Origin of the sequence: Marinobacter xestospongiae, from assembly GCF_023156385.1 — a bacterium.
GTDB lineage: Bacteria > Pseudomonadota > Gammaproteobacteria > Pseudomonadales > Oleiphilaceae > Marinobacter > Marinobacter xestospongiae.
Window position 1 is genome coordinate 103,064 of sequence record NZ_JAKZAK010000015.1, and the last position, 25,132, is coordinate 128,195.

Consider the following 25,132-nt stretch of genomic DNA (forward strand, 5'->3'; position numbering starts at 1 on the left):
CGCTTATCCCAGCCTGAAAGTGGCCCATTACGCCCGCAGCAGACCGGCACTGTAGACCCCCAGAGCCACCATCAGCAGGGACCCCAGAAGGTGCGCCAGACTGCCGGCCACCGCCATCAGCCACTTGCCATCCTGAATGGCGGCGAACATTTCCAGAGAAAACGTGGAGAAGGTGGTCAGGGCACCGCACAGGCCGGTGATGGCGAACAATCGCCACTCCGGCGCCAGGGCATTGTCGTGGCTGAAGTAGCTGATCAGCACACCGATCAGCCACCCACCCGCCAGGTTGGCCACCAGAGTACCGACGGGAATGGCGTGGTAGCTGCTGTTCAGCCACAACCCCAGCAGCCATCTAAGGTTGGCGCCAATCACGGCCCCCAGGCTGACAGCCAGGCAAGACAACCACATGGCAAATTCTCCTGCTGATAGAACAAAGAACCCGCCGCCGGGACCTCGGGCAGGCCGTCACGCCGGCTCGGCGTGACGCTGCCTTACAGCCCCAACGGCGGGTCCTGTCAGGTCGATCGGCAAGGGCTGCCAAGTCAGGCGGCGTTGTGCTCGATCACCGATTCCTTGCGCTGGGCAAATGCGTCGAAGGGGAAGTCATCCACCGACAGCAGATCCAGCACATTGGCTTCGTACGCGCGCATGAACTCGGCTTCCTCGGTGCTGATCAGCTCAGCCTTCAGCGCCGCTTCCACACGCTCCTCCGGATGCAGCGCATCCATCGGCAGCTCACCCTTGGCGTAGGCCTTGGTGACTTTGCGGTACAGCCCTTCAGCCTTGCTGTAATCCTTCAGCAGGTCGTTGTAGCGGGCAACCGGGTTGTCCACCGCGTCGTTACCGGCCGTGGTCCAAACCCCGGCCAACAGCTTGCCGCGAACCGGGGTATCGGTGGAGATAGCCCGCGCCAACGCCCGCGCCCGGTCATCGTGGGGACGATCCCAGCGCCGGCCCAGCGGCAGGGTAACCGCCCGCAAGGCCACTGCAACGGCCCGGTTCGGCAGATTCTGAAGAAACTCTTCCAGGGCGGTCTCGGTGCGGTTGAGCAGCAGCTCCAGGCTATACTGCATCACTTCCTTCTCACCTTCCACCGGCTGGGTTTCGTACCAGTGCTTGAGCACCATCGATGCCAGGTACAGGTTCGACAGCATGTCCCCCAGACGGGCGGAAATCAGCTCACGCATTTTCAGCTCTGACCCCAGGGTGGTCATGGCCGCATCGGAACACAGGCCAAAGGCCGCGCTGAAGCGAGCCACACCCTGGGCGTAGCGACGGGAGGCGTTATCGAACGGCACCTCGGCACGGCCCAGCCCCAGCGCCTGGGTGAAGGCGCGAGCGGCGTTGCCCATGATCAGACCGGCGTGGCTGAAGAAGGCATCGTCGAAAGCGTTGATGTCGTCGTTATCCTTCGCCGCCAGCTCCTTGAGCACGTAGGGATGGCAGCGTATCGCGCCCTGGCCGAAGATCATCAGGCTGCGGGTCATGATGTTGGCGCCTTCCACGGTGATCGACACCGCCGCACCGGAATAGCCGATGCCCAGGTAGTTACGCGGCCCCAGGGTCACGGTTTTACCACCGTGAACGTCCATGGCGTCGGTCAGCACGCTGCGCTGGAACTCGGTCAGGTGGTATTTGAGGATGGCCGAGGGTACGGCGGGTTTCTCGCCATTATCCACCATGTTGGCGGTCTGGTTGACCGCCGCCTTGGCGATGTAGGTATGGGCGGCGATACGCGCCAGCGGTTCCTGCACCCCTTCCATATCCGCCACCGGGGTATTGAACTGGCGACGGACCCTGGTGAAGCCACCGGCGGTACCCACAGCGTACGCCGAAGCCCCGGCCGCACCGGACGGCAGGGTGATGCAGCGGCCCACCGACAGGCATTCCACCAGCATGCGCCAGCCCTGACCGGCCATCTCCTGGCCACCGATGATGAAGTCGAGCGGGATGAACACGTCCTTGCCCTTGATCGGGCCGTTGAGGAACGGGCTGCCGATCGGGCAGTGGCGACGGCCGATATCCATGCCCTCGGTCCCCCGCGGAATCAGCGCGCAGGTGATGCCGTAATCTTTGGTCTCACCCAGCAGGCCGTCCGGATCGAACATCCGGAACGCCAGCCCCACCACGGTGGCAACCGGTGCCAGGGTGATCCAGCGCTTCTCGAAGTTGAGCCGCAGCCCGAGAACTTCCTTGCCCTCATAGGTGCCTTTGCACACCACCCCGGTGTCGGGAATGGAGGTGGCATCGGAGCCCGCGCGAGGGCCGGTCAAACCGAAGCAGGGAATTTCCCGGCCGTCTGCCAACCTTGGCAGATAGTGGTTCTTCTGCTCGTCCGTGCCGTATTTGAGCAGCAGTTCGCCCGGACCAAGTGAGTTAGGCACGCCAACGGTAACCATCAGGGACTCATTGGAAGCCAGCTTCTGCAGCACCGCAGACTGGGCCTTGGCGGAGAATTCCAGACCACCGTAGGCCTTGGGGATGATCATTCCGAAGAATTTCTCTTTCTTGAGGAATTCCCACACTTCCGGGGGCAGGTCTGCACGCTCCACCGCGACATCCCAGGCGTTGCATTGGGAGATTGCCTCCACGCACTGGTTATCGACAAAGGCCTGTTCCTCTTCGGTCAGGCCGGTGTTGCGATTGATCAACAGGTTGTGCCAGTCCGGGCGACCACTGAACAGTTCGCCATCCCAGCCAACCGTACCCGCTTCCAGGGCCGTACGTTCGGTGTCAGAGACTTTCGGCGCCACTTTTTTGAACATGGCGAAAACACGGGGGGTCAGCCAGCTCTGGCGGAACCCGGGCAGACCGGCCGCGGCCACCAGGCCCGCAGCCACAAACAGTATCAGCGCCAGGGTGCCGGAGGCGAACAGCAGCGATACCACCGCCACCGAGACCAGCACCGTCAGTGCCGGTTTGGCTCCGGCTTCCTTGCGCATCACCACCAGCAGGCCGGCGATGGCTATCAGCAACAGGATAAACGTCATCATAGCTACTCATCATCCTTACGGAGTCCGGGAGCGCTCCCGCCGGGATCGTCTCCGCGACTCCAGGGTTGAAATGGGTTGATCCGTCTACTCTCTCAGCAGCATTGTACGCACCGGGCCGCAACACAGACTTGAGGTGCGGCACGTTGCCGTCGGCCCGCCAACACCAGCGGCGTCCGGGAACCGACTCAGGGACGCCGGCCAGGCCCGCGTCCCCGCCCGCCATGGCGGACCAGCCCTGTGATGGTTGCTCGCCAGCGCCGTGGCGTCAACTCACGAGGTCACAATCACCCGAATTCCCTCCAGGCTGAGCGTGGCCCGGGCCAGGGCGTCCTCACTCGCCGCCAGCTGGTCGCGGAAGAACGCCACTTCCTCGTCACGAATCGCCGGATTGGCGCGCTGCAACGCCTCCAGACGGCGGATTTCCGGTTCAAAGAACGCCCGCACCCGCTTCTGTGACTGTTCCCGCAGGCTCTCAAGATGGCCATCGGCCAGGGTTTCAGCGTGATCCACCATGGTTTCCACTTCCGCCCGCACCTTGGGCACCACCGCCTGGGCGGTGCGTCGGCGGATGTTGGAGCACAGACCGTTGAGACGATCGTGGGGCAGGATCTCGGACAGGTCACGGCCATTCACGTCCACCAACAGCCGCAGCGGAGACAGCGGCAGGTAACGGGACAGCTGCAGCGCCGCCGGGGCTGGACAATGCACCTTGAACAGTGCCTCCAGCATCAGCGTTCCCGGTGCCACCCCCTTGACCGACATGCTTGCCAGCGCCGCCTTGCCCAGATCGGTAGTAGTCACCGACTCCAGAACGCCCGCCACCAGCGGGTGCTCCCAGCTCATGAACGCCATGTCCTCTCGTTCCAGCGCCTGCTGGCGGTTCCAGGTTACGGTCAGACCATCTTCCGGCAGATCCGGCACATGGCCGGTGTTGCGCTGCTCGCTGGGCTTGAGAATGTCGGCATGTTCGGAGTGGTCTTCCACATCCACGCCGAGGATATCGAAGGCCTCCATCATGAAGTCCCGCACCCGCTCCGGCGCTTCCTCTTCCTCAATTCGGGCAATCAGTGCCTCTGCCTGGGGGCGACGGCAGGAGTTGAGTTCAATCAGCGCGTCACGGCCGCTGTGCAACAGCGCGCGGAGACGCTGGGCCTCGTCATGGGAGGCCGCCACCAGCGCGTCCAGATCCCCTTCCCCATCGATCACCGCCTGCCATTGCGTCGCAACCGTTTCCTTCACCGCAACGCCAACGGCACAGCTCTCGGCGAAGGCATTGAGCCCTTCATGGAACCAGCGGAACTGGCGTTCCTGCACCGTTCCCTGCAGATAGGGAATGTGAATGCGGATGGTCTCCGCCTGCCCGATGCGATCCAGGCGCCCGATGCGCTGTTCCAGCAGGTCCGGGTTCTCCGGCAGGTCGAACAGCACCAGGTGATGGGCAAACTGGAAATTGCGACCCTCACTGCCGATCTCGGAACAGATCAGCGCCTGGGCGCCCTGTTCGGTCTCGCCGAAGTAGGCGGCGGCACGGTCACGCTCCACCAGCGATAGGTGCTCGTGGAAGGCTGCACTGCGGATGCCGGCACGCAGCTGCAAATAAACCTCCAGCGCCATTGCGGTTTCGGCATGGGCGCAGATCACCACCACCTTCTCTTTCTTGAGCGCGGTCAGGGTCTGTTCCAGCCAGGCCACACGGGGATCGGCAGCCAGCCACTCCTCATCGTCCCGGCCGGTTTCCGGGGTCAGGCCATGGCGACCGTCGCGGCGTTCGTCATACAGCTCAGGACACGCCAACGGCACCGGCTCGGGCTGACGTTGCGGGAAGCCCTGAATCGCCGCCCGGGTATTACGGAACAGCACCCGCCCGGTACCGTGTCGATCCAGCAGGGCATCAACAATGGCCTGCACCGGCTGTTCGGTTGTCAGCAGGGTGTCGAGCTCATCCCCCAACCACGCCCGCAGGGTGGTCTGCTGGTCGGCGTCGGGCAGGCCCGGGTTGTCCAGCAGCCCCCGCACCACCTGATTGATGCGTTCGTAATCCTGCTCCTGGCGCTGGAAGGCCTCCAGGTCATGGAAGCGAGCCGGGTCCAGCAGCCGCAAACGGGCGAAGTGGCTGGCCACCCCCACCTGCTCCGGTGTCGCGGTCAGCAACAGCAGCCCGCGAACCTGGTCCGCCAGGCGTTCAATGAGTTGGTACTCGGGGCTGGCGGATTCCGGGCTCCAGGCCAGATGGTGGGCTTCGTCCACCACCAGCAGATCCCAGTCGGCGTCAGCGACATCCTGCTGGGCGGAGCGATTGCGGGTAAGGAAGTCCAGACTGCACAACACCAGCTGCTCGGCCTCAAACGGGTTGTCCCGTTCCAGCTCAATGTCATCGCTGTCGTAGTCGCTGACGTAATGGTCCTGATCAATGATGGTGAAGCGCAGGTTGAAGCGCCGCAGCATTTCCACCAACCACTGGTGCACCAGCGAATCCGGCACCACAATCAGCACCCGGCGGGCGCGCTCGGTGTGCAGCTGATAATGGACGATCAGCCCCGCCTCGATGGTCTTGCCCAGGCCAACCTCGTCCGCCAGCAGCACCCGCGGTGCAAACCGGCTGGCGACCTCGTGGGCTATGTGGATCTGGTGGGGCAGATGTTGGGTACGGGCACCAATCAGGCCCTGGGCGGGCGAGCCCCGCAGCCGGTCCAGGTGCTGCATGGAGGCCACCCGCAGCCGGAACGCGCCGTTGCGGTCAAACTGACCGGCAAACAGCCGCTGGTGCGGGGCCGAAAAATTCACCACGCTGGTGAGTTTGACTTCGGAGATCTGCTGCAGCGTCTCACCGCCGTCATCGGCGTGGTAAAGCAGAACACCACCAAGGTCTTCCACCGCCCTTACTGTGAACGCCTCGCCGTCGAAGGTTTCAATCTGCTCGCCAATCTGAAACACCACCCGCGACAGCGGGGCGTTGTCGATGGCGTAGGTGCGCTCTTCGTCCGCCGCTGGAAACCCGAGCGTAACCCGTCGGCCGGAAACCTCGGTAACGATACCAAGGCCAAGTCCGGAATCACTGTGGCTGACCCAGCGCTGCCCGACGACAAAATCTGATGTATCCAAAAAACCTCCGATTGCTTTCTTGCCAGTACTTTCTTGCTCGCACTTTCTTGCCAGTACTCTTTGACTGGCCTGATCAGGCTTGCGTTTGCTTTTCCAGAGACAACTGGGGTTCTCGCACCCAGTAGGCGGTCGCACCACACACCGCGGCCGGCACGACAAACAGGTTCAGAATCGGCACCATCGCCCCCAGCGACACCGGCAGGCCAAACCCGAGGGCGGACAGCCGCTGCTGTGCCAGCCGCTGACGCAGCAGCGGGAAGCTCATGCGATGGTTGTCGGCGGGATAATCCACGTACTGCAGTGCCATCATCCAGCTGTTGAACAGGAACCACAGCACCGCCACCACCAGGTTGACCACCGGAATCAGACCAAGGATGAGCAACCCGAGGGCCCGGGGCAGGTAATAGAGAATCTTCTGCACTTCGCGCCAGAGCGCGCGTGGGATGTCTTTGATGATCTGGGCCCAGCCGCCGTCCACCCCGACCTCCTGGCCGGTCAGGTGCTTCTCGGTCAGTTCCGCCAGATAGCCATAGAAGGGGGAGCCAATCAGGTTGGCCACAATCACAAAACCATAGGCCAGCATCAGCAGGATCACGCCGCCGTAAAGCAGCCACAGCAACCAGTCGAGGCTTTGCAGCCAGCTCCAGTCGGGCAGCCAGCCCATGGCGGTTGCGATGAATACAGAAAAGATATCAGCCAGAAAAACGAACAGGGTGGCAAAGAGCAGGATGTTGAGCACCAACGGGATCACGACAAACAGTCGCAGCCCCGGTTGGCGAATCAGACGAAACCCTTCTGCCAGATACCCCAGCCCGTGAAAGAAGTTGCCTTTGAGCATGGTATGAGGTTCTCCGCCGGTGATAACCGCGATGACAGTAACGGGGCGCAAAGCATATCATGTTGTGCCAGCGCCCACAGCCCGAGGAGTCCCATGTCCGCACTGAAACAGCGCCTTGGCGCCCTGCTGGCACAACCGTCGATCTGGCGCCTGGCGTTGGTGGTGTCACTGCTGGCTATTCTGGTCCTGGCCACCATCCGCTCCGGCCCGGCGCTGCCGGTCGCCCACGGTGACAAAATCAATCACGTCCTGGCGTTCGTTGAACTGACCCTGCTGGCACACCTTGGCTGGCCAGCGGCGCGAGCCTGGTATGCTGCGCTCTGGCTGCTGGGCTACGGCCTGTTGATCGAGCTGGCCCAGGCACAACTGCACTATCGCAGCTTCGGTCTGGATGACCTGGTTGCTGACCTGATCGGCATTATTTTGGGGCTGACCGGCTGGGTCGGACTGGACTGGCTGAAACGCACTCTGAACACCTCGTCCGCCCATTGCGACAATGGCTCATAGCGGTGTAAGCCTTTTCCTACATGCGAGTAAGTCTTTTCGGCAATCACCCGTGCGCAAGAGCACAGCAGGCTGTCAGCCGAACAGCAAGCAATTGTTATTTAGTGCAAAATTTTTTGATCGGAAAAATCGCTCAGCATTCGAACAGCGGCTGTCACACAAACATCAAAAGGGTATTGCTATAGTGAAGCTGTCACGGACGACAGGGAAAAGGAAGACGCTTGGAGGCACCCCCGCACCGGACGCGGAGAGAAGCAGGGATACAGGGAAGACAGGCTTAAGGGATAATGATTGGATCGCTGGCTAGGAAGCTGGCGCCACGGAGCTGGCGATTGGACAGAGCGGCAACAGGATGTTGCCAGGACGCAAGGACGCGGCAACTGTTCCGACGAGGACAACCCCAAGGGGTTGTCCTTTTTTTTGGCCTGACGCCAGGGTTTTTAGCGGACCTGTCGAATAGTCTGCGACCCAGCCCCCGACTTATTCCTTGCCGTTCACCACCAGCTTGCCATCCGAACCGACCGCTTCTTCCGAGTGCCAGGACACCTGGATATCCAGCCGGTCGCGACTGCCCTCGCGGCGCGCGGTCACCTTCAGGTTCAGCAGCCCCTCCGGATGCAGGGTGATTTCCCCTTCCTCATCACGAAACTCCAGGTTCCCCTTGGCGATGCCCTTGGTAATGGCCTTCAGCAGGCTTTGTACGCTCTTGCGATCCTGCAGGGACTGGTGACGGAAGCGGGTCTTGTCGTTGGTCATGGCGCGGCGTGGTTCCTTGGTGACCGGACGTGGGCGATCGAATCGGCGCTGAACACCTTAGCATAGGGGTAGTCACGGCTGATACCGATGAGCTGGCCCTGGGGCCGGATGATGGTGACGCCGGCACCAATGCCACTGAGCCCTTCCTTGCGACGGGAATTGCGGTCCAGAGTCACATCCCCCTCCACGTGCAGCAGCCCCTGACGCAGGGTCAGCTGCTGTCCCTGCAGGCGGTTGCGGTGACCATGCACCACCGCCCGGATACCCTGCTGCCAGGCCCGCCGCACGCCCGCCTCGCTGAGCGGCCGGTCCACCTTGCGATACTTGGTACGCAGGGCATTGGCCAGGGCGCCGTAGTAGAACTCGAATGGCTGGTGATGGCTCTGATGGCGGTAGAGCCGATTCAGGCAGGCACTGCCCTTGCGGGCCAGCACCGAGGCCAGGGTATCGTCCAGTCCGGCGTGGAGAAACAGAAACGCCCCTTCCTGATGCACCAGCTCCATGTCCCGGAAGAACCAGTGGAACTCCCCCTCTGGCTCACAAAACAGCTGCAGACAATGGTGGGCAGTGGCATACACCGCCCGAATGTCCAGCCCCGCCAGCGCACAGGCATCTTCAAAGGTGTCCCGCTTCTCCCGCAAGCGCTTGACCTCCTTATCGATGGCCAGTGGCGGCATCAGCCCCGCCGCAGCCCTAGGGAACTCCCGGAACCAGCGCTCAGCGGGCAGCAGGCGACGGCGGCACTCATCGGCGTCCGGCACCCAGGCGGGCAACGACGCCCCAGACAGGTAACTGTCGAACACCTCCCGCAACAGCGGCACCGCCTTGGCGCCCATCCGCACAAACAGGTGATCCGTAAGCGGCGAGGCCGGCAGCGCCAGCGCCCGCAACCCCATCAACAGTCGCATGTCGTGATTGCCTGCCAGCAGCTTGACCGACGCTCCCAGCGCCATCAACCGCCGCACCCGGCGCAGCAACGCCAGGTTGCTGGGCCCCTTGTCCAGACAGTCACCGCCAATGACGAACAGCCCCTCACGCCCCTCACGGGTCAGTTGCAGATCATTGTGAACCCACTGCACACCACCGGATATCAGTAATGAGGCATCAAACGCCGCCGCATCGGCATGGGCATCGGAAATAAAGAAAATCGGCCGACTCGGCCACTGCCACTGCGCCGGCGCCAGGCCTCGTACAGGACCATCGATGGCCCAGGCCTCCCCCCGCGACGGCAGACCTTGGGACGTGGCGATATGGGACGAGTAGCGGGGCAGCTGCGCACGGGTATGGGGACAAATCATGGGGTGACCTGCAGACAATGGCTGTGTGCCCGTTGTATGTCACCTGGATTGCAGTTTGATGAATGCGGCGCTCAAACGCGTCTTTCAGGTTCCTGCGTCCCGTTAAGCTAATCCAGAACGCCAGCCCCTCGTTTACGCACCTTCCAGTGCCCGGCAACATGGCGCCAGCGGCCCTGGCCATTTGGGGTTGGCCAGTATTCCAGCAGCACCGGATGGGCATGGTACATGCTGAGTCGGGCGATCTGGGGAAAGCTCAGCACGGCAAGTTGATGGGCTGCGTGGCGGAAGGCGGCGCCGTGACCGACGAACAGTTTGACGGTATCGGCACTGGCCCGCGCGGCCAGTTCGGCCATGCGCAGTCGCAGGTGTTCAGCCACCCGCTCGCCGGCCTGCATCAGCGACTCGGCACCGGGTAAGGGCAGGCGAAAATGGCTGTTGGACTTCCAGTCCGCGGGCAGTGGCGGACAGCGTGGATCGTCGGCTACCGCCTGTTCGATCTGTGCCAGGGTCAGATTGGCGGCACTGCCGAGGCCGCGCTCGGCCAGTGCGGCAAAGCTTGCCACCGCCGGTGGCCCGAGCTGGGCGTTGGCGATAATGCTGGCGGTCTGCCACGCCCGCAGCTGCTCGGAACTGTCGATCTCTGGCGCCAGTTGCCAGCGCTCCCGCTGCCGCTGATCGGCGACCGCCAAAGCCGCGCTCTCGGCCTGGGCCCGGCCCTGCGGGTTCAGGGCAAAGGGCTGGTGGGCGCTGGGAGTATCCGGCAGCTGGGCGTAATCACCGTGGCGAATCAGGGCAGCAAACAGGCGGGGCATGTCAGTTCAGCAGCCGCGTCAGCTTGGTAATGAAACGCCCCAGCTCGGGCTGCCGCACCTGCTGGCTGGCCCGGACCGGCGATAACCACTGGCGTCCCCGCTGACGCTCCTGCCACTCGGGCTCGGGCAACTGCTCCGTCACCTCCAGGGCGTAGACGGTGACCTCGCACCAACTGCCCCACTTGGCCTGGCGATACTGCCCCAAAGCCGGCAACTGGACCTGACCGCGAATGCCCGCTTCCTGCTCCGCTTCGCGACAGGCGGAAGCAATGTCACTGAGCCCCGGCTCCACAATGCCCTTGGGCACACTCAAATGGCGCCCGCTGCTGGAACCGATCAGCAGGATCTCCAGCTGACCGTCCAGATAACGGTAGGGAATCACCGCCGATTGACGGTAGTAGTAGGCCGGTCGCTGTCGCCATTCGTCCACAGCCTGGCCATGGGGAAAGGGAAACTCACTGGACAGCGCCCTGGCGCGCACGATGCGCTGCAGTTCCGCGGTGCCCGGCGCCAGCTCGGACCAGGCGCCCTGAAACCGCAACTGGGCCAGGGTGGCGGTGGGCATCAGCTTACCGTCCTCCGGTGTCGCCGGTGGCTGCGCCGGCAGCACCCGTACCAGCTGCTCCAGACCGGGGTTGTGACCCACCAGCAGCAGCCGTTCGGTGCTGTCCGGCGTCTTCGCCAATACCGCCAGCAGATCCTCGACGCTGGCCATGTACAGCTGGCGATCGGTTTCCACCTCTGCCACCGTGTGCCCCATGGCCTTGACGCACTTCTCCGCCGTGGCCAGCGCGCGCTCGGCAGGTGACGCCAGAATCTGGTCCGGCTCCAGCGCCTGCTCCTGCAGCCAGGCCCCTATGCGCTGAGCCCCCAGCTTGCCGCGTTTTTTCAGCGGCCGGTCGTAGTCAGCCACCGGCTCACGCCAGTCGGACTTGCCGTGGCGCAGCAGCAACAGCTCGCGGGCTCCGGCCGCCTGAGTCATAGTGGCAGTACCTCCCGGTCACACAGATCCGCCAGCGCAGCGAAATTAACCCGGCCGGTCGCTTCATACACGGTCACGTCGGCCAGGGCGTGAAGGTAATCCTCCTCCACAGGTTGCGTGGTGTCCTGATGGAAGCGTCCGTCCTGATGCTGATAGAACGGGCCCGGCGACTTCATCACCGCCCCCAGCAGATCACGGCGTTCGTTCAGGTCCACAGCCTGAACCGATAACGGCGCCTCGCCCTGCCGCTGCCAGTTGAGGATCACCAACGCCTGCAGCGGCGCCTGCTGGACAATTCGCTGCTGGCCGTAGAGGTCGTCGATCATCACATCGTACTTTTCTTCCAGGTCCCACAGCTGGTCTCCCGGCAGGGCCGCCAGCGCCGCCCGCCGGTCGGCGTCGATCAGCGGGTGCAGCCGCGGGTTGTAGACGATGGTGCCGGGATTGACCCGCGGCAGCTTGGCAATGCCCGCCGCCGCCACTTCACCGGCGCGGGCGCGCACGAACAGCCGGTCGTTGGACAGGTAATGGGTGCCAGGACGCTCCATCAATTTTAGCATCAGGGTGGACTTGCCGCCGCCGGAGAAACCCGCCAGCGCCAGTGAACGGCCACCACGCTCAATGCCTGCGGCGTGGCAGATCAACCAGCCCCGCTGCTGCAGCCAGTTCATGTGCTGCGCATTGATGAAATTGATCACCTGGTTGTCGTTGGCCAGACACGGCCCTGCCGCCAGCCGCGCACCCTGGCACTGCAGGAACACCATGCCGGTACGTACCTTCTGTACCAGACGGCCACCGGGCACATCCAGGTAGGCGTCCTTGCGCCCCCGCTTGCTCGCCTCCCGGCGCCAATCCACGAACGGCAACGCCAGCTCTGGCGCCGCTCGTTCGATGGCCACCACCTCGATATCGGCGTGGTCGCCGGCGGTGACAACGTGATGAAAGTAGCGTTCGAGACGGTCCAGCAGCGCGTCACTGTTGCTGGCCACCCGCAGACGACAGTCACCGAGGGCCAGCAGCAAGGTACGGGGAAGCAGTACCGCCTCCCCCTGCAATTGCTCCCGATAGCTCTGCAGTACATCCACTGTCATAACAGCGCCTCCAGCACGTAATCGGCGTAGGCACTGGCGGCGTCGATCCCGGCGCCCTCCAGTGCGCCCCGGAAACCACCAAACGCCGACACCTCAAAGACGATGGGGCCCTGATCGGTCTCAGCCACATCCACCGTGGTAAAGTCGAGCTGGAACGGTCGCTGGGCCTGTCGGGCCAGTTCGATCAGCTCAGCGGACGGCTGATAGCTGGCGTAACGTCCGCCACTGTGAATGGTGGTGTTCCAGCTCTCGCCCTGGGCCTGACGGGCATAGGTGCCCAGATACTCGCCACCGAGAAACACCAGGCCCAGGTCCTGGCCACCGAGGGCCAGTCGGCGCTGCAGGTACATCATCGGGTTGTCGGCCTTGAAGGCTGCCACCTGGGCCGCCAGCTGCGCTTCGGGCTGGTCGGCATCGATCAGGGTCATGCCCCGGGCCTTGGTGGAAAACAGCGGTTTGAACACCGCCTGGCCAAAGCGCCGTACCGCCGCCACCGCTTCGCCGACATCTTCGGTGATGACCGTCTCGGGCATCGGAATGTCCGCCTGACGCAGCGCCAACGTACAACTGAGCCGATTGACCAGCCGCAGGATGCTCCGGGCCGGGCTGAAGACCCGCACGCCACAGTGTTCCGCCTGACACAGCAGCTCAATACGGTCCAGCATGTCCGGGCCATAAACCGGGCTGACCTTCTTCACCACCAGCGCGTCGAGGGCGGTGAGGTCATGGCCGCGCCAGGTAAGAGTCGGGCCGGACAGGTCCAGCACCACCTCAGCCAGGTCGATCACCAGACGGTGTCCGGTGCGTTGTTCCAGGGCGTCGGCCAGCACTTCGGTGGACCATTTGCCGGGAATCCCGACGACGCCGATCTTCGGCTTATTCAACAAATATCTCCTTCAGGGGCAAGCGGAACTTGTCAACGCGCTGGGGATCGCTGGCAAGCACCAGCTCCAGCAGATAGCGGGCCCGCAGAAACATGCTGCGGGCCAGCGACTTGTCGAGTACGAAGCGGGTCGACGAGGCAAACGAGCGGGCCAGCCCCAGGGCCAGGCGAAAATCGAAGCTGTCGTCCTGCTGCTGTTTGGCAAACCGCCGTGCGGCCCGGTACTGGGTCTGGGCGACGGCCATGATGCGCCGGCGGATCACCGGATCGAGAATCTGCAGCCGGTAATTGGAGACCATGAACACCGAGACATCCTGGACATAGTCCATGTACTGGGATCGGTGCAGATCAATGAAGTTGATGCGCCGCTCCATCGGGTCGTAGATGATGTTGTCGACGTTGAAATCGCCGTGGATGTACACCGAAAACGGCGGTGGCACCTGCCGCTCCCGAGCTTCAGCGGCTTTGACCAGCGCATCGAAGGGCGGGATGGTCACCCCGCACAGTTCGGTTTGCTCGGCCCGGAATTCCGGGTGGAGCTTGTAGACATTGTCCTGGCGCTTGGCCAGTTGCTGCATGAACAGTGCCGGCACCGGTTCCGAGGTCCGGGTTTCGGTCCACACCGACCGCAGGGTGCGTGACAGCTGGGTCTGGGCCTGGGCCAACAACTCGTCATCCCGCCCCAGCACCAGTTGCTCAAAGGTCAGCCCCGGCAGATGCTCAATCAGCAGGGCGGCGGACTCACCCCGTTTCTTGTAGTTGAGGATGCGCGGCGCCAAGCCCGGGTAGATCTCGTGCCAGCTGTTGACGCCCTTGCGCTCTTCTTTCACCTTCTGCTTGAGGCCGTCCTTGTAGATTGCCAGGTAGCCGTCGTCGTTGCTGGCAGAGACCCCGGCAATGGTACTGCCGGAGCGGGTTTCGGCGATGGTTTCCACCTGCAGGCCGTCGCCATCCAGCTCCAGGTCACCAATCAGCGCCTGCAGTGAGTGGTAGCGTTCGAAGCTCACCTGCTGGCCCAGATTGGCGGAGATGATGGCCTCGCTGATCCGCAACAGCGCCCGCCCCATGTGGCGGAAGTTTTCCGCCAGCAGCAGCGCCCGTACCCGCACCTCGGTGTCATCCCGCTGCCGCAGCGCCGCAACGTGGCAGTCGTAGAGCTGACGGTAACGCTGCTCCAGCTGTCGATCCAGTTGCCCCAGGGCGGTGGCCTGGCTGGTGTCGTTGTCCTGCACCGCCGGCTCAATCATCGACAGCCCGGTGCGGACCGTCTCCAGCAACCCCACCAGCACCTCAGTCTGCAGTCCGTCCAGGGAATCCAGGGGTTCGAGCTGGTGCAGGCACTCACGACACAGCTCGGTCAGGCGGTCGAGATCGGTGGCGATGGTTTCCGCCGCTCGCAGGGTCAGGTAGCTGGCGGTGCGCCGCTTCTTGCGACCGGCCAGTTTGCCCACCGACACACTGTGGATGCGCAGCTTCAGGTTGTAGGCATAGCCGGCCCGATCGAGGATTCGGCGGGCCATGGCGGCCGTAGGACGGCCAGACAGGTAGGTCTGCAGATTGGCTAGCTGGGAATCGACCTCGACGATCAAAAAGCGCAGGTTTTCCTGGACCGCTTCAGGTAACCGGATCGTCATGGAAAGCCCCCAGGTAGGTCGGCATGGAATCGGGGGACGGCGAATCCGGGCGAAGAATCTCCGCCACTGCATCGGCGAGATAGGGTTCCGACAGACGATGGCTGGCCAGCTCATCCCGATGCAGCCACACCACTTCCTGCTGGTGCTTGTCCGGATGGTGGCCATTATGGGGTGAGTAGTGCTCCGGCACCTCGCACAGAAACACCATTTCGATCAGGTGGCGCTGGGTGGAGCGGCACCGGAAATAGTCGGCGACCCAGATCAGGTCACGCAGTGCCACCTCGGTGCCGATTTCCTCCCGGCACTCCCGGGCGATGGTCTGCTCCAGGGTCTCCCCGGTCTCCTGGCCGCCACCAGGCAGAGCAAAGTACTCGCCACGCTCCTCGCTGAACTTCCGCAACAGCAGCACGCGCTCCTGCCGCACAATCAACGCCCGCGCAGTATTTCGTATTTCAGGTTGCAATTCAGTCATATAGCGGTCCAGTTGCGGGATAAGGGCCAGCCCCCTTATACCATGTATTAGCGGGCTCATTCTTTACAGTAAAATGACAGCAAGGCCGATGCCACCCCCAACTGGCAACATCACTTTTGCTATCCTGTGAGTCTGCCCCTTGTCTTACAGGACCCACGACTCATGCCCAAGAGCCCACGTTCCGCCCTGGCCCTGAGCCTGACCCTGCTTACTCTCGGCTGCAGCGAGCCAGCACCACCAGAGCAGAGTCCACCAGAACAGAGCTCGCCAGTGCCGGAAAAATCGGCAACCCCGCCAGCGACGGTCGCCAGCCCGGTTTCCGGTACACTCCGGCAGCACCCTTTCCAGCCCGATCAGGCCATCCTCAGGGACGGCACCCTGGAAATCCGTCAGGGCACCGACTTCTTCCCGGACCTTGCGGTGGAAATTGTCACCTTTGAGTCCGAAAGCCTCGCCGGCAGAACCCTCACTGCCGACACCACCCCTGCGCCCCACCTCCGGCTCGGTTACAAGGCCCCGGATGCCAACCTGCCCGACACCGAAATGGTTCTCTCCGGCTACCAGCTGCAACTCAGCTTTGGTGAGGCACAGCCTCTCGGTCTGCCCTACACCCTCAGTCTCAGCGTTCCCGAGCACGGCACCAAGCTATCTGGTCAGGGCCTGGCCACCTTCCTCGACATTGCCCTGAAAGACGGCAATATCGACCGCCACTGGGACAGTTTCGACACCCTTGACTACCTGGCCCAGCAGCACCTGGCGCAAAGTGCGCCGGCAATGGCACTGGGCGAGCGCTTTGGCGTCACCCTGCAGAGCTTTGGCGACGACCATCCCAAACGCGGAGTCATCGGCTTTGAGGTCACCGACGACAAGGGCGAGGCCTCTACCCTCAAAGTCCTGCTCCGCAAGGACGCCGACGGCTGGCAGGTCAGCCAGCAACTGGACACCAGCCAGCTGCCCCAGGCTCACCAGGCACTGCCAGCGTCCGATCTCAGCGACCGAACCCGTGACGGCCTGCTGGCAGAACAGGCGGCGGCCCGCCACCTGGAAACCGAGCTGAACCGCGAAGGACAGATGCCCCAGGTCCGCGCCAGTAGGGTTTCCTGCCGGCTGACCAAGGATCGGGACCGGGCCAGTTGCCATACCACCCTGGGCATGCGAACAGGCGATGACACCCAATGCGAGATCCGCAGCCATCTGCTAAGCAAAACCGGCGGTGAGTGGCAGGTGCGCGAGGCCATCGCCAATGACCAGCAGGTCAATTACCAGAGCGGCGAACTGGAGCCTTACCGTCCATTCACCCCCAGCTGCGAATAGCGCTCAGGAAGCGGCTCCGGACGATGCCGAATCGCAGCGGTAGATCCGCACCCGGTTGAACTCCTCGAACTCGTGGAGATCCGGCCAGGTGCGGGCTTCCGCCACCGTCTTCAGCTGGTAGCGGTCATCACCCAGATCCCGCACCCGGGAGTCGGCCAACAACACCGTGGGCGCGGCGTCATGGAACGTGGCCAGCAGCGGCCGGTTGTCCGGGTCGTAGAGCACGTCGGCGGCGGTGATCACATCGATGCCTGCCGGACGGCGGAAGAAATCCTCACACCGGGCCACCGTTACGCCATTGGCGAGCGCGTTGGCCTCGGCGGCATCCAGCGCGGCGGGATCAAGGTCACAGGCAATGACATCGCGAGCCCCGGCCCGAGCCGCCGCAATGGCGACAATGCCGGAGCCACAGCCAAAATCCAGCACCCGCTTGCCGGCCACCGCCTCCGGGTGACGCAGAATCCAGGCCGCCAGCACCTGGCCACTGGCCCAGCAGAACGACCAGTAGGCCGGCGCGTCCACCACCGCCTGGGCCTCGTCGTGACTGAGCGGCCCTTCCAGAACCTGGGGATCAAACAGCCACAGGTTGAGGTCCGGACAGCCCGCCGGCCGGGTCTGTGCCACCCGGCCATGGGGCAGGGTCTGCTGGAGATGCTGGTCGAGCCGTCGTGCAGCGGCCGGAGAAGCAGAGGCTGGAGAATCGGAGGACATCGGGCTTCCTGGTCAGGTCATCAGAATCGATAGCGCGCTATTGTAAGCCGCACACCCGGCAACGCCACCCCGGGAACCTCTGAAACCGACGACGGGTTCGTTATACTGGCCCCTGCGTCCCTTACCACTCAGCCAGCGCCGAGACCGGCGCCGGCCCAGGACCGGCAAGCCCACACCCTGTCAGGAAGCCCGAACATCATGAGCGCCCGCGCCAACACCAACGATTACCTCAACCTGTTCCTTGCGGATACGCCACTGATGGATGTCCGGGCCCCGGTGGAGTTCACCAAGGGCAGCTTCCCCGGCGCCGTCAACGCGCCACTGATGAACGACGACGAACGCCACCGTGTCGGCATCCGCTATAAGGAAAAGGGCCAGGCCAGTGCCATCGAGCTGGGCCACCAACTGGTGTCCGGCGACCTCAAGGCGGAGCGCATCGCCGCCTGGAAACGGTTTGCGATCCAGCACCCGGACGGTTACCTGTTCTGTTTTCGTGGCGGCCTGCGCTCCCAGCTGACCCAGCAATGGCTGAAGGACGCCGGTATCGATTACCCGCTGGTGGTTGGCGGCTACAAGGCCCTGCGTCGTTTTCTCATCGACAGCCTCGAGCAGCTGGCCGCCAACGCTCCGCTGCGCATCCTCAGCGGCCGTACCGGCACCGGCAAGACCCGGGTATTGCAGGACCTGCCCAACCCGCTGGATCTGGAAGGCCTGGCCAATCACCGGGGCTCCAGCTTTGGCCGCCAGGTCACTCCCCAGCCCAGCCAGATTGACTTCGAGAACGCGGTGGCGATCGCCCTGCTGAAAGCCTGTCACCTGCGCCAGGGGCCGATCTACCTGGAAGACGAAAGCCGGCTGATTGGCCGTTGCGCGCTACCGGACACGCTGCGCGAGCGCATGGCCCAGGCGGACCTGATGATCCTCGAACGGCCCATGGCCGAACGTGTTGCCATCATTCGGGAGGACTACGTTGAAACCATGCTCGCCAGCTACCGCGAACGGGATGGCGAGGAAGCCGGCTGGTTCAACTTCAGTGATTACCTGCTCAGCGCACTGGACCGCATTCGCCGCCGCCTTGGCGGCGAGCGCCACCGCCGCTTGCGGCAAAGCATGGAAGACGCCCTCACCCGGCAACTGGCCGGAGCCGGCCTGGACGGCCACGACGCCTGGATTCAGGACCTGCTGGAGAACTACTACGACCCGATGTACGACTACCAGCTCAGCCAGAAGGAAGGCCGCATTGCGGTACGGGGAACGCCGGACGAGCTGGTGGCGTGGAGTCGGCAGTAATCGATCTGCAATCCCTACCGTACTGTCATGCTCGGGTACGCCAGTGCAGGCATACTCTGCTATAAACATCCGCAAGCCTCCTGGTTATGAGCATCACTGCCGACCAGGCGCGGTCATAACACGAATGAAACAAAGGAGTTTCCAATGGAAGACCTGTTTGGAGCGAACGGCGCTGCCTCTGGGCTGATCGACCAGGCAACGACAATGATTGTCGCCTATGCCCCCAAGGTAGTTCTGGCCCTGGTGACGCTGATCGTCGGCCTGTGGCTGATCAAGCGACTGATGAACATGCTGGAAAACCGGCTGACCGCCAAGGACCCCACCCTCAGCAAGTTTCTCTGTGGACTGATCGGCATCACCCTGAAGATCCTGCTGCTGATCTCGGTCGCCTCAATGGTGGGCATTGCCACCACCTCGTTCGTTGCCATCATGGGTGCCGCCGGCCTGGCCGTGGGCCTGGCGCTGCAAGGCAGCCTGGCAAACTTTGCCGGCGGCGTGCTGATTCTGATCTTCAAGCCCTTCAAGGTAGGCGACGTGATCGAAGCCCAGGGCTACCTGGGCACCGTGGTGGAAATCCAGATTCTCTACACCGTGCTCAACACCTTCGACAACCGCCGCATCATCATCCCCAACGGCAACCTGTCCAACGCCAGCCTGATCAATTACAGCGCCTACAACACCCGCCGCTGCGATATGAGCTTCGGCATCGGCTACGGTGACGACATCGAGAAAGCCAAGGGCATCATCCGTCGGCTGATCGAGAACGACGACCGCGCCATGACCGATCCGGCACCCATGGTGGTGGTCGGCGGCCTGGGCGAGAGCTCGGTGGATTTCACCGTGCGGGTATGGCTGAAAGCCGAGAACTACTGGCCGTTCTATTTCGACATGCAGGAAAACGTCAAGAAGACCTTCGACGCCGAGGGAATCTCCATCCCTTTCCCACAGCGCGACGTGCATTTGTATAAGGCCGACTGAGGCCCCTCACCCCGGCCGGAACAGTCTGTTCCGGCCACCCTCCTGACTCGCACTACCCTGGTGCAGCTGTTCGCAAAACGTCACATAAATGCCCTCGCATTCCGGAACGGCTCAGCTAAGCTGTCGGGTAAGGAGTCTGGAGCACCGGATTCCAGCCACGCCGGTTGGCGCGCTGATCGGCTAGCTGTCATTGCTGGTAGGAGGTTGTAACGATGCCGGTACAGCAGTTAAAAGAATTTCTAGACCAGGCAGGCGTGGAGTACATGTGCCTGCCCCATCCCCCCGCGTACACCGCCCAACAGCTGGCCCATCACGTCAAGATCGCCGGCGACCGGGTGGTCAAGACCGTGATCATCGAGCTGGACGGCAAGATGGCGATGCTGGTCATGCCCGCCACCTGGCGGGTGAAATGGCAACGACTCAGCAACATTCTCGATACCGACTTTGTCGACCTGGCCGATGAGCAGGCCTTTCAGGACCGCTTCCCGGACTGCGAGGTCGGCGCCATGCCACCGTTCGGCAACCTGTTCGACATGTCGGTGTACTGTGCCGAGGCCCTTACCGAACAACCGGAACTGGCGTTTGCGGCCGGCACCCACACCGAATCCATTCACATGAAAACCGCCGACTTCCTGGCACTGGTGCACCCGGTGGTGATCAACCAGGGCTTCACCAAGCCCGGGGCCCCCAAGCCAGCCTGGCTGAAGAAGGGCCAGAAACCCCGCAAGATGGCACTGGACGAGATTATGACCTCGGACGTGCTGGGCTATTGAGCGAGGTGTTGCAGTGGCCGCGCTTGTGCGACCGCTGCCAGCGCGTAAACTAGGGTTTTCCGGCCGGGGCGCGGTTGCACCGGCCGCTGGACACACTCCAGACAGGACACCCTATGACAAGCGCGTACGACATTGTGGTGGTGGGCGCCGGGATGGTGGGCGCCGCCCTTGCCACCGGCCTTGGCCAGAGCGGTCTTTCCGTGGCCCTGGTGGACCGGGACACGCCCTCCCCCTTTGATTCCTCACAGGCACCGGACCTGCGGGTCTCCGCCCTCAGCGCCGGCAGCGAACGTTACCTGCGGCAGCTGGGCACCTGGCCGCTGATGGCCGCCATGCGGCTGACGCCCTATCGTCGCCTGGCGGTGTGGGACCAGTCCCCGCACCCACTGTCGACACTGCTGCCGCGGCCGCTGGCACGCACCACCTTCGATGCCCAGGATCTCAGCACCAGTCACCTGGGCCACATTGTCGAGAACCGCATCACCCAGAGCGCCCTGTGGCAGTGCGCCGAACAGCAGGACAGCGTGACCCTGCTGACCGGTCAGGCCGTCACCGGCCTCAGTTCCGGGCCTGACGGCGCCCGGGTGGAACTGGCCGACGGCCGCCAACTGGCCGGCCAACTGGTGGTGGGAGCCGACGGCGCCCAGTCGCCGATCCGGAGTCTGGCCGGCATCGGCACCGAGCGTGACCAGTATGGCCAGCAGGCCATGGTGCTGTCGGTGCGCTACCGCGGTGGGGTTGAAGACATCACCTGGCAGGGGTTCTACCCCACCGGTCCCCGGGCCTTCCTGCCTTTGCACAGCGCCGGCGACCAGTACCCTGGCGAGAGCTGGGCCTCGCTGGTGTGGTACGACCACCCGGACACCCTGGCCCGGCTCAAGCAGTTGACGCCGGAAGAACTGCTGCAAGAAGTTCAGCAGGCGTTCCCTGACAACCTGCCTCCCCTGACCCACCTCGACGGCCGGGCCAGCTTTCCCATTGCCCGCCAGCACGCCAAACACTACGTCCGGGACCGGGTGGTACTGGTAGGCGATGCCGCCCACACCATCAACCCGCTGGCGGGTCAGGGTGTCAACCTGGGGTTCCAGGACGCCCAGTGCCTGCAGGCGCTGCTGCGGGAATGCCGTCGCAGCGGCACCGATCTGGCCAATGCCGCCACCCTCGCCCAGTACGAACACCAGCGCCGCCCGGCCAACCGCCGCATGATGCTGGCAATGGACCTGTTCTACCATCTGTTCAGCAACCGCCTGCCGCCACTGCACCTGGCCCGTAACCTCGGCCTCGGCCTGGCCCAGGCCATGCCCTTTGCCCGCAACCGGGTGGCACGCTATGCCATGGGCATTGAGGAACAGTGGCCACCGGCCCTGCAACTGCTGATCAACCGCTTGCCCGGGCTCAGTTCCCACTGAGCCTAAGCACCCAACCCATCACCGCTATCCGCAAGGAGCCGCCCCGATGTCAGAAACCATTTTCGACAAGATCATCAACCGGGAGATTCCCGCCGACATCGTCTATGAGGACGATCTCAGCCTGGCGTTCCGGGACATCAACCCCCAGGCTCCGGTACACCTGCTGATCATCCCCCGGCGGCGCATCGCCACCATCAACGATATCCAGGAAGCGGATCGAGAACTGCTCGGGCACCTCTATCTGGTGGCCGCCAAGCTCGCCGCCGAGATGGGCTTTGCCGAGGACGGCTATCGGGTAGTGATGAACTGCGGAGAGAGCGCCGGCCAGACCGTATTCCACCTGCACCTTCACCTGTTGGCCGGCAAGCCCCTCGGCTGGCCGCCGTACACCGACACCATGAAGCAGGCCTAAGAACGGTTTATTACAGAGTAGCGTGGAAGTACGTTCTCGCCATTGGAAGGCACTACGACCAGCCCTAACCCGGCTCACGCGCCGGTTTGAAGTCGCGGAGCGGCGGAAAATCGGTCGCTGTGCAGACGATTGTTAAGTCCTTTGACGTACGGTATCCTGAGCATGGTCAACATCCTGTACAGGAGCAGCCTTATGGATGCCATTAGTTATACAGCCGCCAGAACCAATCTGGCGAAAACCATGGAGCAGGTCTGTGAAGACCATTCCCCAGTGATCATCACCCGGAGCAAATCGCAGTCCGTGGTGATGATGTCCCTGGAGGACTACGAGGCGCTGCAAGAAACGGCATACCTCCTGCGCGCGCCAAAAAACGCCCGCCGTTTGCTGGAGTCCGTTGCCGAGCTGGAGCAAGGCGGTGGTCGAGAAAAGGATCTTCTTGAATGAAACTCGTCTTCTCTGAGAACGCCTGGGAAGACTATCTGTACTGGCAAAAAACCGACAAAAAGATTCTTAACCGAATCAACAAGCTGATCAAGGAGACCAAGCGAGAGCCGTTCGAAGGTGTTGGCAAACCAGAGCCCCTCAAACACAGCCTCGCCGGATACTGGTCTCGTCGGATCAACGAAGAACACCGAATAGTTTACAAAGTCACGGATGACGCTTTACTAATCGCCCAGCTCCGGCATCACTACTGATTTAACGCCGGCGTAATGGGCCGGTTTGGAGCCACGAAGCGGCGGAGAATCGGTCACTGTGCAACCGATTGTTATGTTTTCGATGAAATGCGGAGTGCCAGATGATACTGGTGGATACCAGCATCTGGATCGACTACTTCAAGGGGGCCGAAAACCCGCACACTGATCAGCTTGATACCTCCATCGCCCGAGGGTCTGCCGCTATCGGCGACCTCATATTTCTGGAGATCCTTCAAGGAATCCGCGACGACAAACAATACCGTCAGACCAAACAAAGCCTGCTCGCTCTGGATCAGTACGAAATGTTTGGTAAAGAGATGGCTGGAAAGTACGCCGACACCTATCGGGCGCTCCGCAAAAAAGGAATCACGATCCGAAAAACCGCCGCCACCATCATCGCGACGTTCTGCATAGAGAACAACCTCCCGCTGCTCTTTCTGGATCGGGATTTCGTTCCATTTGTTGACCACTTAGGACTCGAACCGGCGCTGCGAGAAACATAACGCCCTGGCTTTGCGGCGTGCCCGGAGCGCCAGCGTAGGCGCGTCCGACAACAGCCATTGGTCAAATGTTTGCATGCGCATTACCATGCGCATAGACTCAAGTTGTGGATGGAAAAGCTACCTGGAGATCCCCATGGCCGAACTCTATGATTTAGCCGCGCCCAAAAAAGCCGCGAACCTCTCAATCAATAGCGATCTGCTGCGTAAGACCCGAGAATTGAACATTAACTTGTCCGCCACCCTGGAGCGAGCTCTGAAAGAAGAACTTGCGAAACGCGAAGCAGCACAATGGATTGAGGAAAATCGTACTGCCATAAAAAGTTACAACGATTTTGTCGAACAACATGGGTGCTTTGGCGACGAATTCAGGGAGTTTTAATGGCACAGTTCGATGTGTACCCCAACCCAAGCAAAACCAGCAAAGCGCACTACCCTTACCTTGTCGATATTCAGAACAGCCTCCTGAGCGATCTGGCAACTCGAATCGTTATTCCTTTGGGCAAACGTTCTGCCTTTGGAGGCAAAGCCATGCAAGGACTCACACCGGAAATCAGCTTTGCCGATCAGGAGCTGCTGCTGTTAACCCCGCAAATCTCCTCCATACCAGAAAAGCATCTCAAAAACCCTGTTGGTTCCCTCTCCCATTTTAGGGAGCAGATTGTTGGGGCCCTGGATCTTGCTGTCACTGGCATTTAACGCCCTGGGTAAGCTGCCGGTACGGCAGCGCAGCGTAGTACCGATGGACTTCCCCCACTTGTTATGCATTTTTTTGCAACTTACCGAAATAGGTTAATGGCAATGCAATAGCTAGCACTAAAGACCATGTATAGATAAAGATTGCCACTAAAGCATGTGCAGCAATCAATTACACATCAATGGTTTTATGCTTGCCAAAAAATAGAATAAGGCTAGTTACTACACAAATGATGATTGAGACCAAAGTAAATAAAAATAGCTAGCTACCTGGCTCGCTGGGAGTTAATGCACATTTGGCAATTGAAGCGCAACATAAATTGCTCCGCTGCAGCTGATTGTTATGTGCTGCAGTGTACTCATCGCTGTTAGGTTTATCCTTGTTTATCCGCATATTCTTGGAGCAACTCGGGGAATTCGTCCTGCGGAGGAAACTTACAAAAACTATGTGCTGCGCCAGTGGTAGCCCAATCTAGTTTTTCATCCGTGTAAGTTTCAATAAACGGTTTGTAGGTTCGAGAATCCTCAAGCATAGTTGAGCGAACATTTACAAAATCATCCATGCCTTCGGGACGAGTGAAAAGCCAGCTCATACAATGCTTACAGAAATAGTGGCGAGTGCTTCCATGTAGTCCACCAATAACAGGCTCGCCAGATACAATTGAAAATGCCGCGTTCGGAAATAACGAACTCAAACTAAACGCGCTTGACGTCATTTTCTGACATCCAGTGCAATGACAAGCCATTGTGATCATCGGCTTAGCGCTAACCTCAAATCCTACCTGCCCACAACGACAATGGCCTTTAACCTTACTTGATGTACTGTTCACCAAAATTTACCTCCAAATTGAGAATCTTTGGCGCTTTCACCGTTCTGCAGCCAAAATATTAGAAAAGTGACTATATGACACATAATCGGGATAGGGAGGCACCTCACGATGCCCCTCCTCCCACATCACCGGGCATACGGATCACGTACCACGGCGATT

At 62.0% G+C, this 25,132-nt stretch carries 26 protein-coding genes; 12 read left to right on the forward strand and 14 right to left on the reverse strand.

The genetic code is table 11. The features are described from left to right. Nucleotides 1-27 precede the first annotated feature (27 nt). From crcB to cysZ, 4 genes are all read right to left on the reverse strand, one after another. Complete coding sequence (gene crcB, locus MLD24_RS12210) at nucleotides 28-408, reverse strand: fluoride efflux transporter CrcB (protein ID WP_227173698.1); 381 nt, start codon at nucleotides 406-408, stop codon at nucleotides 28-30. 134 nt (nucleotides 409-542) lie between these two features. Then, complete coding sequence (locus MLD24_RS12215; protein WP_228752856.1) at nucleotides 543-2,990, reverse strand: acyl-CoA dehydrogenase; 2,448 nt, start codon at nucleotides 2,988-2,990, stop codon at nucleotides 543-545. A gap of 273 nt (nucleotides 2,991-3,263) precedes the next feature. Beyond that, nucleotides 3,264-6,095 (reverse strand): RNA polymerase-associated protein RapA, encoded by a 2,832-nt coding sequence (gene rapA, locus MLD24_RS12220; RefSeq protein ID WP_248166840.1) that lies wholly within the window; start codon nucleotides 6,093-6,095, stop codon nucleotides 3,264-3,266. Nucleotides 6,096-6,168: 73 nt separating this feature from the next. After that, nucleotides 6,169-6,933, reverse strand: coding sequence for a sulfate transporter CysZ (cysZ, locus tag MLD24_RS12225; protein WP_227173692.1), 765 nt, complete (start codon nucleotides 6,931-6,933; stop codon nucleotides 6,169-6,171). Nucleotides 6,934-7,026: 93 nt separating this feature from the next. Between cysZ and MLD24_RS12230 the strand changes: the two genes are divergently transcribed. Then, nucleotides 7,027-7,440, forward strand: a complete 414-nt coding sequence (locus MLD24_RS12230; RefSeq protein ID WP_248166841.1) for a VanZ family protein — start codon at nucleotides 7,027-7,029, stop codon at nucleotides 7,438-7,440. A gap of 477 nt (nucleotides 7,441-7,917) precedes the next feature. On the opposite strand, the gene MLD24_RS12235 is transcribed toward MLD24_RS12230, so the two are convergent. The 8 genes from MLD24_RS12235 to MLD24_RS12270 all read right to left on the reverse strand — a co-directional run bounded on the left by MLD24_RS12235 (nucleotide 7,918) and on the right by MLD24_RS12270 (nucleotide 15,365). Then, a complete protein-coding gene (locus tag MLD24_RS12235; protein ID WP_227173688.1) occupies nucleotides 7,918-8,193 on the reverse strand; it encodes an amphi-Trp domain-containing protein in 276 nt (91 codons plus the stop codon). After that, on the reverse strand, nucleotides 8,190-9,491 hold the full coding sequence (locus MLD24_RS12240; RefSeq protein ID WP_248166842.1) for a metallophosphoesterase: 1,302 nt from the start codon (nucleotides 9,489-9,491) through the stop codon (nucleotides 8,190-8,192). The genes MLD24_RS12235 and MLD24_RS12240 overlap by 4 nt, the downstream gene beginning before the upstream one ends. Before the next feature lie 107 nt (nucleotides 9,492-9,598). After that, nucleotides 9,599-10,303, reverse strand: coding sequence for a histidine phosphatase family protein (locus tag MLD24_RS12245; RefSeq protein ID WP_248166843.1), 705 nt, complete (start codon nucleotides 10,301-10,303; stop codon nucleotides 9,599-9,601). Nucleotide 10,304: 1 nt separating this feature from the next. Further along, complete coding sequence (locus MLD24_RS12250; RefSeq protein WP_248166844.1) at nucleotides 10,305-11,285, reverse strand: histidine phosphatase family protein; 981 nt, start codon at nucleotides 11,283-11,285, stop codon at nucleotides 10,305-10,307. After that, entirely contained in the window at nucleotides 11,282-12,376 is a 1,095-nt protein-coding gene (locus MLD24_RS12255) for an HprK-related kinase B (RefSeq protein WP_248166845.1), read from the reverse strand. Before MLD24_RS12255 ends, MLD24_RS12250 begins: the two co-directional genes overlap by 4 nt. Further along, the gene (locus MLD24_RS12260) at nucleotides 12,373-13,260 is read right to left on the reverse strand and encodes a GAK system ATP-grasp enzyme (RefSeq protein WP_248166846.1); all 888 of its coding nucleotides are present in this window, start codon (nucleotides 13,258-13,260) and stop codon (nucleotides 12,373-12,375) included. The genes MLD24_RS12255 and MLD24_RS12260 overlap by 4 nt, the downstream gene beginning before the upstream one ends. Continuing rightward, the gene (locus MLD24_RS12265) at nucleotides 13,253-14,893 is read right to left on the reverse strand and encodes a phosphotransferase (protein WP_227173676.1); all 1,641 of its coding nucleotides are present in this window, start codon (nucleotides 14,891-14,893) and stop codon (nucleotides 13,253-13,255) included. Before MLD24_RS12265 ends, MLD24_RS12260 begins: the two co-directional genes overlap by 8 nt. After that, nucleotides 14,874-15,365 (reverse strand): NUDIX domain-containing protein, encoded by a 492-nt coding sequence (locus tag MLD24_RS12270; RefSeq protein ID WP_248166847.1) that lies wholly within the window; start codon nucleotides 15,363-15,365, stop codon nucleotides 14,874-14,876. The genes MLD24_RS12265 and MLD24_RS12270 overlap by 20 nt, the downstream gene beginning before the upstream one ends. A 162-nt stretch (nucleotides 15,366-15,527) precedes the next feature. Here MLD24_RS12270 and MLD24_RS12275 point away from each other — a divergent pair, with 162 nt between their 5' ends. After that, nucleotides 15,528-16,679 carry a hypothetical protein gene (locus MLD24_RS12275; protein WP_248166848.1) on the forward strand — a complete coding sequence of 384 codons (1,152 nt, stop codon included), beginning with the start codon at nucleotides 15,528-15,530 and terminating at the stop codon, nucleotides 16,677-16,679. A gap of 3 nt (nucleotides 16,680-16,682) precedes the next feature. Here MLD24_RS12275 and MLD24_RS12280 read toward each other — a convergent pair whose 3' ends face one another. Further along, nucleotides 16,683-17,390 carry a 50S ribosomal protein L11 methyltransferase gene (locus tag MLD24_RS12280; RefSeq protein WP_248166849.1) on the reverse strand — a complete coding sequence of 236 codons (708 nt, stop codon included), beginning with the start codon at nucleotides 17,388-17,390 and terminating at the stop codon, nucleotides 16,683-16,685. A gap of 198 nt (nucleotides 17,391-17,588) precedes the next feature. On the opposite strand from MLD24_RS12280, the gene mnmH reads away from it, so the two are divergent. The 10 genes from mnmH (at nucleotide 17,589) to MLD24_RS12330 (ending at nucleotide 24,146) form a co-directional block, all read left to right on the forward strand. Then, nucleotides 17,589-18,680, forward strand: a complete 1,092-nt coding sequence (gene mnmH / locus MLD24_RS12285; RefSeq protein ID WP_248166850.1) for a tRNA 2-selenouridine(34) synthase MnmH — start codon at nucleotides 17,589-17,591, stop codon at nucleotides 18,678-18,680. Between the two features lie 144 nt (nucleotides 18,681-18,824). Then, a complete protein-coding gene (locus MLD24_RS12290) occupies nucleotides 18,825-19,658 on the forward strand; it encodes a mechanosensitive ion channel family protein (RefSeq protein ID WP_248166851.1) in 834 nt (277 codons plus the stop codon). Nucleotides 19,659-19,870: 212 nt separating this feature from the next. After that, on the forward strand, nucleotides 19,871-20,431 hold the full coding sequence (locus MLD24_RS12295; protein ID WP_227173665.1) for an aminoacyl-tRNA deacylase: 561 nt from the start codon (nucleotides 19,871-19,873) through the stop codon (nucleotides 20,429-20,431). A gap of 113 nt (nucleotides 20,432-20,544) precedes the next feature. Further along, nucleotides 20,545-21,840: an FAD-dependent monooxygenase gene (locus MLD24_RS12300; RefSeq protein WP_227173663.1), complete on the forward strand. Its 1,296-nt coding sequence runs from the start codon at nucleotides 20,545-20,547 to the stop codon at nucleotides 21,838-21,840. A gap of 46 nt (nucleotides 21,841-21,886) precedes the next feature. Continuing rightward, a complete protein-coding gene (locus MLD24_RS12305; protein ID WP_248166852.1) occupies nucleotides 21,887-22,252 on the forward strand; it encodes a histidine triad nucleotide-binding protein in 366 nt (121 codons plus the stop codon). Between the two features lie 192 nt (nucleotides 22,253-22,444). Further along, complete coding sequence (locus tag MLD24_RS12310) at nucleotides 22,445-22,696, forward strand: type II toxin-antitoxin system Phd/YefM family antitoxin (RefSeq protein WP_248166853.1); 252 nt, start codon at nucleotides 22,445-22,447, stop codon at nucleotides 22,694-22,696. Continuing rightward, nucleotides 22,693-22,947, forward strand: coding sequence for a Txe/YoeB family addiction module toxin (locus MLD24_RS12315; protein ID WP_248166854.1), 255 nt, complete (start codon nucleotides 22,693-22,695; stop codon nucleotides 22,945-22,947). The genes MLD24_RS12310 and MLD24_RS12315 overlap by 4 nt, the downstream gene beginning before the upstream one ends. Before the next feature lie 101 nt (nucleotides 22,948-23,048). Then, nucleotides 23,049-23,450: a type II toxin-antitoxin system VapC family toxin gene (gene vapC / locus MLD24_RS12320; protein ID WP_248166855.1), complete on the forward strand. Its 402-nt coding sequence runs from the start codon at nucleotides 23,049-23,051 to the stop codon at nucleotides 23,448-23,450. A 133-nt stretch (nucleotides 23,451-23,583) separates the two neighbouring features. Continuing rightward, nucleotides 23,584-23,829, forward strand: a complete 246-nt coding sequence (locus MLD24_RS12325; RefSeq protein ID WP_227173654.1) for a type II toxin-antitoxin system CcdA family antitoxin — start codon at nucleotides 23,584-23,586, stop codon at nucleotides 23,827-23,829. Continuing rightward, nucleotides 23,829-24,146, forward strand: a complete 318-nt coding sequence (locus tag MLD24_RS12330; RefSeq protein ID WP_248166856.1) for a CcdB family protein — start codon at nucleotides 23,829-23,831, stop codon at nucleotides 24,144-24,146. The genes MLD24_RS12325 and MLD24_RS12330 overlap by 1 nt, the downstream gene beginning before the upstream one ends. Before the next feature lie 371 nt (nucleotides 24,147-24,517). On the opposite strand, the gene MLD24_RS12335 is transcribed toward MLD24_RS12330, so the two are convergent. Next, entirely contained in the window at nucleotides 24,518-24,973 is a 456-nt protein-coding gene (locus MLD24_RS12335; RefSeq protein ID WP_344815703.1) for a GFA family protein, read from the reverse strand. Nucleotides 24,974-25,132: the final 159 nt, after the last annotated feature.